At 46.7% G+C, this 14,074-nt stretch carries 14 protein-coding genes; 7 read left to right on the top strand and 7 right to left on the bottom strand.

What is annotated here, in order from left to right:
- Positions 1–44: 44 nt before the first annotated feature.
- The gene (locus NLBNIHML_RS27570) at positions 45–1,124 is read right to left on the bottom strand and encodes a tetraprenyl-beta-curcumene synthase family protein (protein WP_339241170.1); all 1,080 of its coding nucleotides are present in this window, start codon (positions 1,122–1,124) and stop codon (positions 45–47) included.
- Positions 1,125–1,303: 179 nt separating this feature from the next.
- Between NLBNIHML_RS27570 and NLBNIHML_RS27565 the strand changes: the two genes are divergently transcribed.
- Both NLBNIHML_RS27565 and NLBNIHML_RS27560 read left to right on the top strand, forming a co-directional pair.
- Entirely contained in the window at positions 1,304–2,644 is a 1,341-nt protein-coding gene (locus tag NLBNIHML_RS27565; RefSeq protein ID WP_494353257.1) for a polysaccharide biosynthesis protein, read from the top strand.
- A gap of 40 nt (positions 2,645–2,684) precedes the next feature.
- A complete protein-coding gene (locus tag NLBNIHML_RS27560; protein ID WP_494353256.1) occupies positions 2,685–3,857 on the top strand; it encodes an MFS transporter in 1,173 nt (390 codons plus the stop codon).
- 153 nt (positions 3,858–4,010) lie between these two features.
- Here NLBNIHML_RS27560 and NLBNIHML_RS27555 read toward each other — a convergent pair whose 3' ends face one another.
- Positions 4,011–4,208 carry a cold shock domain-containing protein gene (locus tag NLBNIHML_RS27555; protein ID WP_017689394.1) on the bottom strand — a complete coding sequence of 66 codons (198 nt, stop codon included), beginning with the start codon at positions 4,206–4,208 and terminating at the stop codon, positions 4,011–4,013.
- A gap of 162 nt (positions 4,209–4,370) precedes the next feature.
- Here NLBNIHML_RS27555 and NLBNIHML_RS27550 point away from each other — a divergent pair, with 162 nt between their 5' ends.
- The 5 genes from NLBNIHML_RS27550 to NLBNIHML_RS27530 all read left to right on the top strand — a co-directional run bounded on the left by NLBNIHML_RS27550 (position 4,371) and on the right by NLBNIHML_RS27530 (position 8,460).
- Positions 4,371–4,604: a hypothetical protein gene (locus NLBNIHML_RS27550; protein ID WP_494353255.1), complete on the top strand. Its 234-nt coding sequence runs from the start codon at positions 4,371–4,373 to the stop codon at positions 4,602–4,604.
- Positions 4,605–4,607: 3 nt separating this feature from the next.
- Positions 4,608–4,793 carry a hypothetical protein gene (locus NLBNIHML_RS27545; protein WP_421897176.1) on the top strand — a complete coding sequence of 62 codons (186 nt, stop codon included), beginning with the start codon at positions 4,608–4,610 and terminating at the stop codon, positions 4,791–4,793.
- 214 nt (positions 4,794–5,007) lie between these two features.
- Positions 5,008–6,798 (top strand): oligoendopeptidase F, encoded by a 1,791-nt coding sequence (pepF, locus tag NLBNIHML_RS27540; protein WP_494353254.1) that lies wholly within the window; start codon positions 5,008–5,010, stop codon positions 6,796–6,798.
- 129 nt (positions 6,799–6,927) lie between these two features.
- Positions 6,928–7,308, top strand: a complete 381-nt coding sequence (locus tag NLBNIHML_RS27535; protein ID WP_339241162.1) for a LapA family protein — start codon at positions 6,928–6,930, stop codon at positions 7,306–7,308.
- Positions 7,309–7,419: 111 nt separating this feature from the next.
- The gene (locus NLBNIHML_RS27530; RefSeq protein WP_339260269.1) at positions 7,420–8,460 is read left to right on the top strand and encodes a M42 family metallopeptidase; all 1,041 of its coding nucleotides are present in this window, start codon (positions 7,420–7,422) and stop codon (positions 8,458–8,460) included.
- 119 nt (positions 8,461–8,579) lie between these two features.
- Here NLBNIHML_RS27530 and NLBNIHML_RS27525 read toward each other — a convergent pair whose 3' ends face one another.
- From NLBNIHML_RS27525 to NLBNIHML_RS27505, 5 genes are all read right to left on the bottom strand, one after another.
- Positions 8,580–9,518: a hypothetical protein gene (locus NLBNIHML_RS27525; RefSeq protein WP_339260267.1), complete on the bottom strand. Its 939-nt coding sequence runs from the start codon at positions 9,516–9,518 to the stop codon at positions 8,580–8,582.
- A gap of 161 nt (positions 9,519–9,679) precedes the next feature.
- On the bottom strand, positions 9,680–11,611 hold the full coding sequence (locus NLBNIHML_RS27520; protein WP_339260265.1) for an ABC-F family ATP-binding cassette domain-containing protein: 1,932 nt from the start codon (positions 11,609–11,611) through the stop codon (positions 9,680–9,682).
- Positions 11,612–11,670: 59 nt separating this feature from the next.
- A complete protein-coding gene (locus NLBNIHML_RS27515; protein WP_494353253.1) occupies positions 11,671–12,249 on the bottom strand; it encodes a TetR/AcrR family transcriptional regulator in 579 nt (192 codons plus the stop codon).
- 12 nt (positions 12,250–12,261) lie between these two features.
- Positions 12,262–13,071: a DUF92 domain-containing protein gene (locus tag NLBNIHML_RS27510; RefSeq protein ID WP_494353252.1), complete on the bottom strand. Its 810-nt coding sequence runs from the start codon at positions 13,069–13,071 to the stop codon at positions 12,262–12,264.
- 228 nt (positions 13,072–13,299) lie between these two features.
- Positions 13,300–14,073: an ABC transporter permease gene (locus tag NLBNIHML_RS27505; RefSeq protein ID WP_494353251.1), complete on the bottom strand. Its 774-nt coding sequence runs from the start codon at positions 14,071–14,073 to the stop codon at positions 13,300–13,302.
- Position 14,074: the final 1 nt, after the last annotated feature.

Below are 14,074 nucleotides of genomic sequence, written 5' to 3'. Positions count from 1 at the left end.
CTTCCTCCTCTAGTTTCACTTCAGGCTCCGCAATTACACCTGACTTACATATTTTTCCGTATCCAGCGACTGAAAATGAAGAAAAATATTCTCGTCATCGGACTATTCTTCATCAGACGTTTGGATACGACGCGAACTTCCTGCTGTTCGCTGACTTTGGGATCAGACAGGTAAATGGCAATCAGTCCTTCGATGATCATCCGGTGAAAGGAGCTTCCCGGGATCTTCTGCACATCGCTGCGTGCCATCTCCACAATAAAAGCAATTCTGTCCAGCATGGTCTCTACATTCTCATAATAGTTGCAGAAGTTGAGATCTCCCCCGATGCGGTCCTCATCCTGATCAATTAAATAATCGAGCATAATGTGCAATGCGCATACATGTGGGAAATAGGCCGTGTGGATCGAGGCCGCTTGCTCTTCAGTCAACTGATCGTCACTCGCAGCCAGAAACAGCATGAAAACGCCCAGTGTAGAGCCAGTCGCAGCAGCAAATTCGTTCCAACGAAACTGAGGTGTACGATGACGATGCTTCGACCACCATTCGAGCAGTGCCGTTTCTCTCAGTTCCGGCTTGATATGCTTATATACCTGCAGGTCCGTGTATAGGCCTGCCAGATCCTGAATTTGGGGCTTGGCGGACGCATAGCCTGGTAACTGACGGGTCAGTTCCTGACATGTGGTCACCAGATTCCGCAGATATCCACCGTCATCCTGCTCCTCACGGAGGGCATAATAATTGACGGGAATTGCTTCGGGATCTACCGCATCAAGCATAGATTGATGGAGAAGACGAAAGTCATCCGGGTCCATCGATGTGCTGCGGTCGCACAGATTGTCCAAATAATCACTAATAGTCTGATATGAAACGATCAGCGGAATCAGAATGTGTCTGTTGGGCAAATCAGCTAACGCGTAGACGGTTCCGCCTTCACAGTGAAACTGTTTATCCTTTAGACTGGCAAGTGCCTGCGTACGCAATTCCTCATTCGGAATTGCCTCAGCCTGAGCACGCCATCCATTCAATGCCTTCCGTGTTTCCGGAATGGTGTATTTGTACACCCCTCTCATCAATGCCAGCGGTCCACGCGGATATTGATGACGTTTTCGATTTGATTGGCTCAAAATAAATGTGCCTCCACTTGGTTGAATACGTATTAGAGCGATTTTTAACCATTCCTATTATAATATGATCCCCTTAATTGTACAAATGATCTGCCGCATATTCCGCGCAAAAAATCGCATCCGCGCTCAAAGCTTTGTGATATACTAGGCATATTTCATCCATCAAAGGAGTCGTTGACATGTCGTCAAGTGAATCACTTTCGTGGAGACGGTTATTTTCTTTTTTTGTGCCACTTGGCATTTCCGCCTCTCTCGTCACCATTTCTCACGTCATTATAAACAGTACATTAGCACGTTCCGCTCATCCCGAGACGGTGATTGCCAGCTATGCCATCGCCGGTAGCTTGTTAACCCTCACGGAACGCCCCTCCACCCTGCTGCGGCAAACCTGTTCCGCACTGGTTCGCGATCGCCTATCCTTTCAGGCCCTCACGTTTGTGACCAAAATATTTCTTGCCTGCGTGCTTCTCATCGGTTTTCTTATCGTATACTCTCCCGTTGGTATCGGGGTGTTCAAATACCTGTTTGGTGTAAGTCCTGATCTGCTGAACAAAGTCATCGACGTATATGAAATTCTCATGTATGTGAGTATTTTCTCAGTGATCCGCAACATCTATCAGGGGATCATCATTACGAATAACCGAACCAAGTGGTTAACCATCGGCATGATATTCCGTTTAGCCGGCATGTACGGCCTATCCCTGTATTTCATCTACACAGACAGCATTGACAGTGGACGTGTAGGCGCTATCATTTTTGCTGCGGGCATGATGATTGAAGCGCTGGTCAGCTTTTTGGAGGGAAACAGCATTAAGCGCAAGATGCCAGCCAAACTTGAGGATCATCCCGTCGAGAGCAGGGGAGACGTATTTCGCTTTTATAAACCGCTGCTGCTATCCAGCTTTGTAGCCCTGTTTATAGGACCCGTCATTAACATCGTACTTGGCAAAACGACCGGGATTGCACTGGCCATTTCTTCCTTTGCCATAGCAAGCAGTCTGATGCAGTTGATGCTAAGCTTCTTTACATACATCCATCAGATCGTGCTCAATTTCTACCTTGTGGACGCCAAACTGGTACGAAAATTTGCACTAGTCACCGGATTTATTCCGTTTGCAATGATGGTGTCGATTGCCTATACCCCCTTGGGACCATGGGTACTCGAAAATGTCATGAGCGTTCAGGGCGAACTGTTGAAACAAAGTCTGTGGACACTGCGTGCGTTCGTGTTATTTCCGCTGATCTTCCCTTTTCTGGATTTCAGCAATGGCATCATTCTGCTTCGCGGTCAGACAAAAACGATGTTTCGTTCGCAAACAGCGAATGCAATCTGCACGGTAATCGTGCTGCTTATACTTGTTAGTATTTTCCCTGCATGGAACGGCATGATTGGCGCTGTAGCGCAATCCCTTGGCCTGCTCGCCGAACTTACCATTGTCTGGCTTGTCATCCGGCGTACACAGCAGGAACCTACAATGTCCACACCACCTACTGGTAAATCATCCTCCCTAAAAGGGTAATAAAATTATTGAACTGTTATCAGGATTGGAGTCCCTCATCATGAAATTAGGTCACAACGCCCGCCCGGATCAGAACTGGCTGCGGGCTCTCATGTTCACCATTTTCGGTTCCACCGTTCTAGTGGTTTCCTACTTCCAGCTTTACTTCAGTCATCTTGGCTTCAGTCGGGCAGAGATTGGTTATCTCTACGGCATTGGTCCTCTCATCTCCGTGTTCTCCAATATGTTCTGGAGCATGGCCAGCGACCGTTACCAAACAGTACGCAAAGTGATGATCATTCTGCTTGGTGGTCAATTGATTACAGGAGTCATGCTCGCCAATGCAACAACCTTCGGTCAGGTATTTGTACTTGTCACCCTGTTTTACTTTTTCTATTATCCGGTCTATCCACTCTCTGATACGATGGCGATTACAACGGCCAGCAAGTACGGTCGAAATTTCACTTCCATTCGAGTCTTCGGATCGATCGGATATGCCTTCTTTGCATTAAGTATCGGGTATTTCCTTGGATCTTTTGGCCCAGCCTGGACGATATGGGTTTGCGTTGGTCTTGCTGCCACTACACTGTTAATCAGTTTTCAATTGAAGGATCAACCTTCGAGAAGTAGTAGCAAAATGGATCTATCGGGGCTATGGGCTATTTTGAAACGCAGAGAGGTACTCACCTTTTTTGGCTGTGTATTTCTGCTTGCCATGGGACATCGGATGAACGAAGCTTTTCTTACCATCACGCTGAAAGAGCTGGGTGCCAGTGAAGGGCTGATCGGTTGGTCTTTGCTGATCTCTTCTGTAAGTGAGATTCCCATATTTCTGCTGCTCAGCAAGTATGGAAACCGTTATAAGGAACTGCCGCTCATTGCTTTTGCTGCGCTGATGTACACGGTTCGTTTGCTTCTGATGTCCATATCCGATACACCGGCAGCTGTCGTTGCCATTCAGACGATGCACAGTGTGACCTTCGGTATTTTCTACGTTACGGCAGTCCGTTATATCATTCGTCTGGTTCCGGACGGTTACAGGGCTACGGGTATGGCTTTGTTCACTATTGTCTGGTCCAGTGCTTCGGGACTGCTTAGTGGAACGTTGGGTGGACTGTTGCTGGAACACGCGGGCAGACAAACCTTCTATCTCACCGCTATGGCGTTCTCTCTGGCTGCACTGATCGGTTTCGGATTAAAGTTATGGTCCAGCATGACCAATCGTGTGTCTTGAACACACAAGACACCTGCACCATCTTCAACCGTGATTTACATCGTAAATTGAGAATCAAAAAAAGCACAGCCTCCCTTGGGGGACTGTGCTTGGGTTCTTAATATTCAGCTACAAATTTATCATGTATAAGAAGTCCGTTGACCGGATAAATTCTTACAGTTTGTTTACGTTAGCTGCTTGAGGACCACGGTTTCCATCAGTGATTTCGAATTCTACCGCTTGACCTTCTTCCAATGTTTTGAAGCCGTCTCCTTGGATTGCGGAGAAATGTACGAATACGTCCTCGCCGCCTTCAACTGAAATAAAGCCATAGCCTTTTTCTGCGTTAAACCATTTAACTGTACCTTTCAAATGAAAAACCTCCTAAAAATATCGCCATCTATGGCGAATACCCTCATTATACTGTATGGGCTTCCATTTTGCAATTTATCTTTCCATAAATGTCGAAAAAATTTGCTTTGAATCGTAGGGTACGGTATCCTTTTACCAAAACCGTTAGTTTGGAGACTACCTATGATAAAAAAACATGAAATATACAAAACAGACAAGTGGAATATGATGACCGTTGAAGTTCAAGGCAAATATCTCGTACTGCGAGAAATTTCGGAAGAGTGGGGCGAAGAATGCCATACTTTCCTTAGTCGTCCTGCCTTAATGCACTGGGCTGAACGCCGTTACCCAAAAGCAGATTTTGAGAACCGTGAGGATGAATGGCGTCAATTGATGGCTGCCTTCAAAGGGGTCTAACCCATGCAGCTTGACTCAAGCAATGTCGTCATTTTTATTATCCTTGCCTTCTCCCTTGGTATTGTGCTTATTCTGGGACGCAATTCTATCCCGGATCAACTGAGACGTGGAATGGCGCTTATTGCTACCCTGCTCATTTGTTTCGCCTTTTTCTTGATCGTTTATTTTCTGTATAACATGGGAACCTAATCACAAAGAACCGTGATACTCAAATATTTCAGCGTGCCTAAGGTCATACTATACGAGATTATTCGTATTGTAAGGAGGAAGGCCGTTGAAATACCAGAAATCGCTATCTGTTATACTGGTACTTAGTCTGATTCCTTCGTCTCTCTCCGCACAGGCAAGCGAGACGAAGGCAGCTTCGTCCAACCATTCATCAGATTATCAAAGGAGGATTTCCATGAGTCAATTATTGAAACGTTCCGAGGTGCCGGCTGAGCATAGCTGGAAACTGGAAGATTTATTTGCCGATCAGAAAGCTTGGGATCAGGAATATGAAGAAGTATCGTCTTTGACCAAGAAGGCCTCCGAATTTCAAGGTAAACTGGGTCAACCTGATGTACTCAAATCTTGCTTCGAGTTCGAAGATGAGATCAGCCTCAAAATAGAACGCCTTTTTGTATACGCACGTATGCATCAAGATGAAGACACAGCTAATCCTACATATCAAAACCTGTCCCAAAAAGCCCAGAAATTAGGCGTACGGGTTGGTGAAGCACTCTCTTTTGTCACTCCAGAGATTCTCTCCCTTCCGGATGATCAGTTGGACGCGTTTATCGCCAACGAAAAACTCTCTGCTTATACGTTTACTCTTGAAGAGATGAAACGGGAAAAAGCGCATGTTCTTAGCCAAGCGGAAGAGGCTTTGCTTGCACAGGTAGGCAACCTTTCGCAAGCACCACAGACCATCTTCAGTATGCTGAATAACGCCGATCTCAAGTTTCCAAGAATCAAGGATGAACATGGTAAAGAAGTCGAGCTGACACACGGCAGCTACATTCAGTTCCTTGAGAATCCTAATCGTGAAGTTCGTGAACGTGCCTTCAAGGCGGTATATGAAACCTATGCCAAACAGAAGAACACGATTGCGGCTGCCTTGAATGCAAATGTAACCAAAAATATGTTCTATGCTAATGTTCGGAAGTACCCTTCCGTAATGGAAATGTCCTTATATGGAGATAACATCCCAACGGATGTGTATACGAATCTGGTAGACACGATTCACGAAAGCCTTCCGTTATTGCATCGTTATATGAATCTGCGCAAAAAGTTGCTGGGCGTGGATCAATTGCACATGTATGACCTGTTCGCTCCACTCGTAGACGAATACAAAATGGATATCACCTATGACGAAGCGAAACAAACCGTTAAAGACGGTCTGAAACCACTCGGCAAGGACTATGCAGATGCATTGCAGACTGGATATGATAACCGCTGGATCGATATATACGAGAATGAAAATAAACGCTCAGGCGCATATGCCTGGGGCGCGTACGGCACTCACCCGTATGTCTTGTTGAATCACAAAGATAACCTGAACAGCATGTTCACCCTTGCTCATGAAATGGGTCACGCTCTGCATTCACATTACTCGGATACAGCACTTCCGTATCGTGATGCCCAGTACACCATCTTCCTAGCTGAGGTTGCATCCACAACCAACGAAGCGTTATTGATGGATTATCTGCTTAACAAATCAACAGATCCAAAGGAAAAATTGTATCTGTTAACTTATTACGCAGACCAATTTCGTACAACGGTATTCCGTCAGACCATGTTTGCTGAATTTGAGAAAATCATTCACGAACGCGCGGAACAAGGTGAAGCATTAACACCACAATTGTTATCCGAGATCTATTATGATCTGAACGTTAAATATCATGGTAAGGACATGGTTGTTGACAAAGATATTGAGATGGAATGGGCTCGTATTCCCCACTTCTATAACAGCTTTTACGTATATAAATATGCTACTGGCTTCTCCGCAGCGACCAGCTTCTCCAAGCAAATCCTGGAAGAGGGCCAGCCGGCTGTTGACCGGTATCTCGGTTTCCTGAAGAGCGGGGGCGGTGACTACTCCATTAACATTCTGAAAAAAGCAGGCGTGGATATGTCTACACCACAGCCAATTCGTGAAGCCATGAGTGTGTTCAAGGAATTGATTGAACAGATGGAGGAACTAACCAAGTAAGGTAACGTTCCATGTGACCTGCATCCCTTGCCCGTTGGGCAAGGGATTTTACAATCATTGAAAGATGCAACATACTCGAATATGGGTAATGCATACTAGTTCTCAATTGTTCAACAAGGAGGCAACACCATGAAAATGCAATGGGCACTCATAGCAGGTCTTGTTTTTGCACTGCTCACAGGAATCTTTGCGGTTATTAACGTTGATTCTGTTCAGGTTAACCTGTTATTTAGCACGGTTCAAATCCCGCTGATTTTGCTGATCCTCGGCTGCACCCTGATCGGTGGGATTATTGTAGGTTCATATGGCATCTATCGCCAATACCGACTGCAACGCGAGAACAAGCAATTGAAATTGCGTGTATCTGAATTGGAAAGTTCGGCTACAAGCAACTCTTCGTTCGATTCATTCAAATCGATGGATTCGCTTGACTCAACTGAACCGGACAGCCTATTGGAGAATGATTCGATCCAGAGTCAGCGCAAAGGAAATCCTACCGGGACATTGTAACCAACAGAATCAGCCTGCTGGCGAGTCAGGAATGGCAGTATCACATTCACTCCCCCAGACAGGCTGTATTTGTTTCACACCATACCCACGTTTCAAGGAGGAAATTACACAATGAGTTATACCATTGATGAATCTTACGTTCTGTCTTTTCTGAAAAAATTGCTGGATACACCAAGTCCAAGCGGCTACACCCATCATATTATCGAGATGATTAGCCAAGAAGCTCAATCACTGGGCATCACTTGTGAGCTCAATAATAAGGGTGGTGCCGTGCTTACTTTGCCAGGGCAGGATTCATCCAAGACGATTGCTCTGAGTGCCCATGTGGATACGCTAGGGGCCATGGTACGCTCCATTACATCCCACGGCACCTTGAAATTGACTTCTGTCGGTGGATTTACCATGCAAAGTATCGAAAACGAATATTGCAGCATACATACTCGGGACGGAAAGACATACACAGGCACCATTCTCTCCCTTCACCCGTCTGTACATGTATATCCAGATGCACGTACCTTTGAACGGACCGAGAGCCATATGGAAGTGCGAATTGATGAAGTTGTCTCCTCCAAGGATGATGTGTTAAAACTCGGGATCGCTGTTGGTGACTTTATCTCCTTTGATGCTCGTGCAGTTATTACCCCAAGCGGTTATATCAAATCACGTCATCTGGACGACAAAGCCAGTGTAGCCGCATTGTTCGGCATCCTTGAGTCTGCCCATCGCGAAAGCTGGAAACCAATACATAATGTTTCTCTGCTCATCTCTAACTACGAAGAAGTCGGACATGGTGCCTCGTATATCCCTGCGGAAATCAGTGAAATGATCGCTGTAGACATGGGAGCCATGGGCGATGATCTGAGTTGTAAAGAAACCGATGTATCCATATGTGCCAAAGATTCTTCTGGACCGTATGACTACGATATGACCAGTCGTCTCATTGAACTGGCCAAACAAGATGGGTTGGATTACGTTGTGGACATCTACCCCCACTATGGCTCAGATGGAAGTGCAGCACTACGCGGAGGAAACAATATCCGGGCAGCACTGATCGGACCGGGCGTTCACGCATCTCATTCCATGGAGCGCACACATAAGGATGCTGTCTTGAATACGGCACGCTTGCTCGCTGCCTACATTACAACGAAGTAAAACAGAATCTTCCATTTACTAAAAATCGTGAATAACATCCATATGTACGTCTAAGCAAAAGGACACTTCCAAGCACAGCCATTCGGTGCGATCGGAAGTGTCCTTTGCTGTCCTATCTCTTAATCTGCCTGTTCCACATAGGCATGATATTTATGCTCCAAACGCTCTAACTCTGCCCTGTGGTCACGCATTTCATTGCTTAACACATGCATGGTCTGTCGAACCGCACTCAGTCCATCTTTCACCTGACGTTCGGCTTTACGAATTTTGTCCTGAACCATCCAGTCCACAAAGAGGTTATCAAAGAAATAGTCTGCGAAAGAAAGCAGGCCTCCCAGATGCAGATCCGCATGTACTGCCATCTCTACATCCTCCAATTCCTTTTGGAAACGTCGTAGACGCTTTCCTGCATCCATAATGGCGACCTGAGCGTCATCCATACGTCCCCGCTTGATATGTGTGGAGATTACCCCACCACCCATCATGTCATATATGCCCCAATTACCTGCCGAAGCCAAAGCCTTCTCGGCACGTTCAAGGGCATAGACCAGGTATTCCCCTTCCCGGAAAGCTTCGTCCAGTTCCTGAAGTTCACTCGCCAGATGTTCCCGATTTTCAGCCATGTGTTGCAATTCAGCATCCTGGTCCAGCAGACGACCTTCCTTCTTCCCCCACAGAGCGTTGTAATCGCTTTGCCAGTATTGATACTGCCGCCCGCCCTCCAACTCCTGCTCCACATGAATTCGTTGCTCCTGTACGTCTTGTAACATGCGACAAGCGGTATCGTATGCAGCCTTGCTTTCCATCAGTTCGAGTTCTTCCTTCTCCAGCTGCTCCGTTTTCTTGCCAATCAGCTGATAGAAAAATGCTGCCAATGTCATACTGTTCAGTCGATCAACATCTTTCTGCTCCTTCTGGAGGTGCTCCTGACGACGTTTTACCTTTGCTTCCCATTCGGTTTCTTCCGTTTGAAGCTTCTCCAAACGCTTGGTCCATTTCTCGTAAATTCTCCCCTTTTCCTTGAGTACCGCCAACTGTTCATTGATTTCTTTATACATAAGTATGGTGTTCTCTCCCTTCTATGGAATTCTTTACTTATACAACGTAATGAATATACTGAACGTTTCACTTTCATGCGAAATTCACAAACAAAAAATAGCCCTCTCCTCCAAAGCGACATCAAGTCACTCTAGAAGAAAGGGCGATGTTTAACTATAAATTAAGACTTGCTCTGTTCAATCTGCTCTGCAAGTTCATTCAGAATGGTCCAGCGTTCCATCAATTCGTCCAGATGACGTTCAGCCTCAACCTGCTCCGCCATCAACTCCTGCAGACGGGCAGAATCACTAAATGACTCTTCCATCTCTTTATTAATCCGGACAAGATTGGCTTCAGCCTTCTCAATATTTTCATCAATCTGATCGTATTCACGTTGCTCCTTGAAGCTGAATTTCAACTTGGGTTTAGCTGCTGACACAGCGGGAGTTGTTTTCTCCGATGACTGCTTCACCTTCGTTGATCCTGGGTCACTCTCTTGCGTAGCTCCAGGTGCATTTTTCAGCATCCATTCCGCATACTCACTGTAGTCGCCGACATGTACACGTACAGCACCGTTGCCCTCAAAAGACAGCACTTTATCCACCGTACGATCAAGGAAATAGCGATCATGGGATACCACAAAGACAACACCTGGAAAATCGTCCAGATAGTCTTCCAGTACAGCAAGTGTCTGGATGTCCAGGTCATTCGTCGGCTCATCCAGCAGCAATACATTCGGCGCAGCCATCAGAACACGCAGCAGATACAGACGACGTTTCTCTCCACCAGACAGGCGGGAGATTGGCGTCCACTGGGATGCCGGGGTAAACAGGAACCGCTCCAGCATCTGGGATGCTGTGATCAGAGAGCCATCGGCTGTTTTCACATTCTCGGCCACTTCCTTGATGTACTCAATGACACGAAGAGATTCATCCATCTCCTGATGCTCCTGGGTGAAATAGCCCAGATTGACCGTAGGACCGACGTCAACCACGCCTGCATCGGGTTCCAATTTGCCAGATATCATCTGTAACAGCGTAGACTTACCACTACCATTCGGTCCGACAATCCCTACCCGATCTCCAGGTACGGCAATATAACTCAAATCTTCAATCAGTGTGCGGCCACCGACGGATTTGGAAAGATGCTCGATTTCCAGAATCTTTTTACCTAGACGAGTGGAGCCAACCGATACTTCCAATGAACCGGAGCGCTGGACTCCTTGTTGGTCTTTGAGTTGTTCGAAACGATCAATTCTCGCTTTTTGTTTCGTCGTCCGTGCCTTGGCACCACGACGAATCCATGCGAGCTCCGTCCGAAGCAAGTTTTTACGCTTCTGTTCAGAAGAAGCTTCCCGCTCTTCACGCTCTGCCTTCAGTTCCAGAAAGCGTGTATAGTTGGCTTCATACCGGAACAAACGGCCATGATCCAATTCCAGCATGACATTGGCCACACGATCCAGGAAATACCGATCATGCGTAATCATAAGCAGTGCGCCGCGACGCTTCTGCAAGTACTGCTCGAGCCATACGACCGAATCATTATCAATATGGTTCGTCGGCTCATCCAGAATGAGCAGTTCGCACGGGTGAATCAAAGCAGCAGCGAGTGCTACCCTTTTGCGTTGTCCACCAGACAACGTGCCCATCAGTGCATCGAATTGACGAATACCCAGTTTGGACAAGATACTCTTCGCTTCACTCTCCATCTGCCAGAGCTGAAGCTGCTCCATTTGCTGATTCAAACGTAATAATCGCTCTTGCAACGCTGGATCGGAGGAATTCAGCTCCAATAATTCCATCGTTTCCGTATATTCACGCACGGTTTTCATTTCCATGCTGTCACCTTCAAATACTTGTTGCAGTACCGTATTGTCTGGATTGAAGTCCGGATTTTGGGCAAGGAACTGAATACGTACGTCATTACCGATGGAGATCTGTCCCGCGTCTGCCGGTTCCATACCGGATATCACACGCAAAAATGTGGATTTACCGGTGCCATTTACCCCAACGACACCAATCTTGTCCTGATCAGCCATGCCAAATGAAGCATCCTTGAACAATATTTTTTCACCATAACTTTTTGCAATCTGCTCTACCGTCATTATGTTCATTGCTCGTACCCACTTCTCTGTAAAATAAAATTCATATTACGCACATCCACGCACTCACTTTAAACTTGTAAAAAAGAACGGCATCCGTCCAGAAACAATGCTGCTGCAAAGGCAATTCGTTTGTTCAGATGTTCCTCATTGAACTCCGGATTCAACATGATATCCATCTTCAGCCGGTCCAGAATTCCAATATAAGCTTCAGCAAGCAATACAGGCTCAGGTATACTTGCACTCTCCAGTACTTCACGCACCATGCTCATGTATTGGTTCATGAATGCCTTCATGAATTTCATTAGATCCGGATCATTATTGGGTGCCATAAAAAAGAGTTTGGTATGATTGCGGCGCTCATAATAATACGTAAGGTGGGTCTTGGCTATTGCTCCAAGTTTATCACCTGTGTTGTCATGCGAGTTCAAAGCATATTCAAGACGACTGATAAAACTGTTACAGTCCCGCTTGGAGACTGCGATGAATAGTTGTTCCTTGCTTTTGAAATATAAATAAATGGTACCTTTTGCGATGCCGGCTTCGTCTGCTATATCAGACATTTTGGTCTCATAAAAACCTTTCGAGCCAAAAATACCATAGGCCGCATCCAAAATAGCCTCCGATTTGTCTCCCTGTACCGTACTCAAATGTACTCCCCCTTACAACGCCAAAATGTTACCTAAACCTATCGCCACGCATCCTCCGATAACCGAACTAAGCACGTTCACCAGGTCGTTGCTCATCCATGCCCAGCCACGAGCCCGAACCGTTGGATGCCCGCAATGTTCATGCACCTCAACTTCACGGCCACACACAGTGCAACGATACATCTTCTGCACCGTTGCGCCCAGATAGGAATCGGCAAAAGCACCTGCCAACCCGCCTACAAGACCGACAAAAGTCCAACTAGACAGACCAAGGCCTTCGATCCCGGCGATCCACGAAAACATGAAGGCTCCCGCACCAATCAGAGCCCCGCCTGCGGCTGCAGCCGCGGTGCCGAGAAATGAGACACCTCCTGAAGCACCTGGCGTAAGTACCTTCCATGTGAGAACAGAGCGCGGCGGCTTGCGACTGAGACTCCCGAGTTCAGTTGCCCATGTGTCCGATGTCACGGTAGCCATTACACCAATGAACGCATATATCCATGCCGGATGTGGAAATATCCAGTATCCCAAACATAGGAACATGCCCATTCCACCATTAGCCATTACTTGCCCGGCGTCCCGATTTCCTGACTTGGCATAGGATTTCTCCAGCTCCTGCTTCCAATCTTTACGAAACCTGGAGAGCAACGTTGAAGTAATAAAGAACAGCAATAACGTGCCAAACCAGAACAGGTTACCCGCTCCGTAATATATCGTTCCCATCATAATTGCTGCCAGGCAGCCAGACAGAGTTAGCGACTTTTTCGCATAGGCAGCACCTGCCACCATAGAAGCGCATACGGCGCCAATAATCCAATCCATAATGTCTCCTGCATGCAGCATTTGTACAGCCCACATGACGTTAATTGTATTTTTGAAATTCAATTATACCACGGTTTGATGCCAATGCCGAAACTCCTGAGGCCAGCACACAAAAAACCTGTTTCGGCCTCGTGTAGAAGTGCCAAAACAGGTTATTGACTAAACGTTACAACAAGATGAATCCCCTTCTCAAGTAACGTCTGGAATTGCGTATCCTTATGTTCTCATTCAGACTCGTTTTGCTCCGCCAATGACCCCATATCGGTAGAGGATCCTGCGACCAAACCAGTTAAACAATCGATCCGTCAGGAATCCCATGAAACCCAGGGAAATCAGTCCGACAAAGATCCAATCCGTACGGAAAAAGAGTCTGGAATTCCAGATCAGGTAACCCACTCCCTCATTTGCGGCAATCATCTCCGCACCAATGATAGCCATATAGGAAGTTCCCATTGCCAGGCGCACACCTGTGAAAATATACGGGGTTGTCGCCGGAACAATCACATGCAGCAGAATCTGCCGTTCATTGGCTCCCATACTGCGTGCCGACCGGATTTTGTCTTCTTCAACGGAGAGCACACCCGTTAAGGTGTTTAGCACAACAATGAAGAAGGTTGCGTACATGATGAGTGCAATCTTGGATTGCTCACCAATACCGAACCACACCAAGAATAAAGTAATAAAGGCGATCGGCGGGATAAAGCGTATAAAGTTAAGGAAGGGTTCCGCGAACAGCCGGATGAGATGTACTTTGCCAATAATCAGCCCTACCGGAATAGCAATGATGCTTCCGAGTACCCAGCCTGCAAGTACACGCGTGAAGCTGATTCCGATATACTGCATCAGCGTACCGTCAGCAATCAGTTCACGCGCTCCCAGAATCGTATCCCAAGGGCCAGGGATTACGTCATGCCCATAGATGAGGGCACCAAACTGCCAGATCAGGATGACTGTTACCCACAGGAGCGGGATGGACACCGATTTTTTTTCCAACCATTTCATC

The sequence above is a fragment of the Paenibacillus sp. JNU01 genome (assembly GCF_059130585.1).
This window is presented reverse-complemented; position numbering and strand designations above follow the sequence as displayed.

Bases quoted from the DNA above. Each gene is read 5' to 3' on its own strand.
- NLBNIHML_RS27565 (WP_494353257.1), top strand. From the start codon at position 1,304: ATGTCGTCAAGTGAATCACTTTCGTGGAGACGGTTATTTTCTTTTTTT.
- NLBNIHML_RS27560 (WP_494353256.1), top strand. From the start codon at position 2,685: ATGAAATTAGGTCACAACGCCCGCCCGGATCAGAACTGGCTGCGGGCT.
- NLBNIHML_RS27550 (WP_494353255.1), top strand. From the start codon at position 4,371: ATGATAAAAAAACATGAAATATACAAAACAGACAAGTGGAATATGATG.
- NLBNIHML_RS27545 (WP_421897176.1), top strand. From the start codon at position 4,608: ATGCAGCTTGACTCAAGCAATGTCGTCATTTTTATTATCCTTGCCTTC.
- pepF (WP_494353254.1), top strand. From the start codon at position 5,008: ATGAGTCAATTATTGAAACGTTCCGAGGTGCCGGCTGAGCATAGCTGG.
- NLBNIHML_RS27535 (WP_339241162.1), top strand. From the start codon at position 6,928: ATGAAAATGCAATGGGCACTCATAGCAGGTCTTGTTTTTGCACTGCTC.
- NLBNIHML_RS27530 (WP_339260269.1), top strand. From the start codon at position 7,420: ATGAGTTATACCATTGATGAATCTTACGTTCTGTCTTTTCTGAAAAAA.
- NLBNIHML_RS27525 (WP_339260267.1), bottom strand. From the start codon at position 9,518: ATGTATAAAGAAATCAATGAACAGTTGGCGGTACTCAAGGAAAAGGGG.
- NLBNIHML_RS27520 (WP_339260265.1), bottom strand. From the start codon at position 11,611: ATGAACATAATGACGGTAGAGCAGATTGCAAAAAGTTATGGTGAAAAA.
- NLBNIHML_RS27510 (WP_494353252.1), bottom strand. From the start codon at position 13,071: ATGGATTGGATTATTGGCGCCGTATGCGCTTCTATGGTGGCAGGTGCT.
- NLBNIHML_RS27505 (WP_494353251.1), bottom strand. From the start codon at position 14,073: ATGAAATGGTTGGAAAAAAAATCGGTGTCCATCCCGCTCCTGTGGGTA.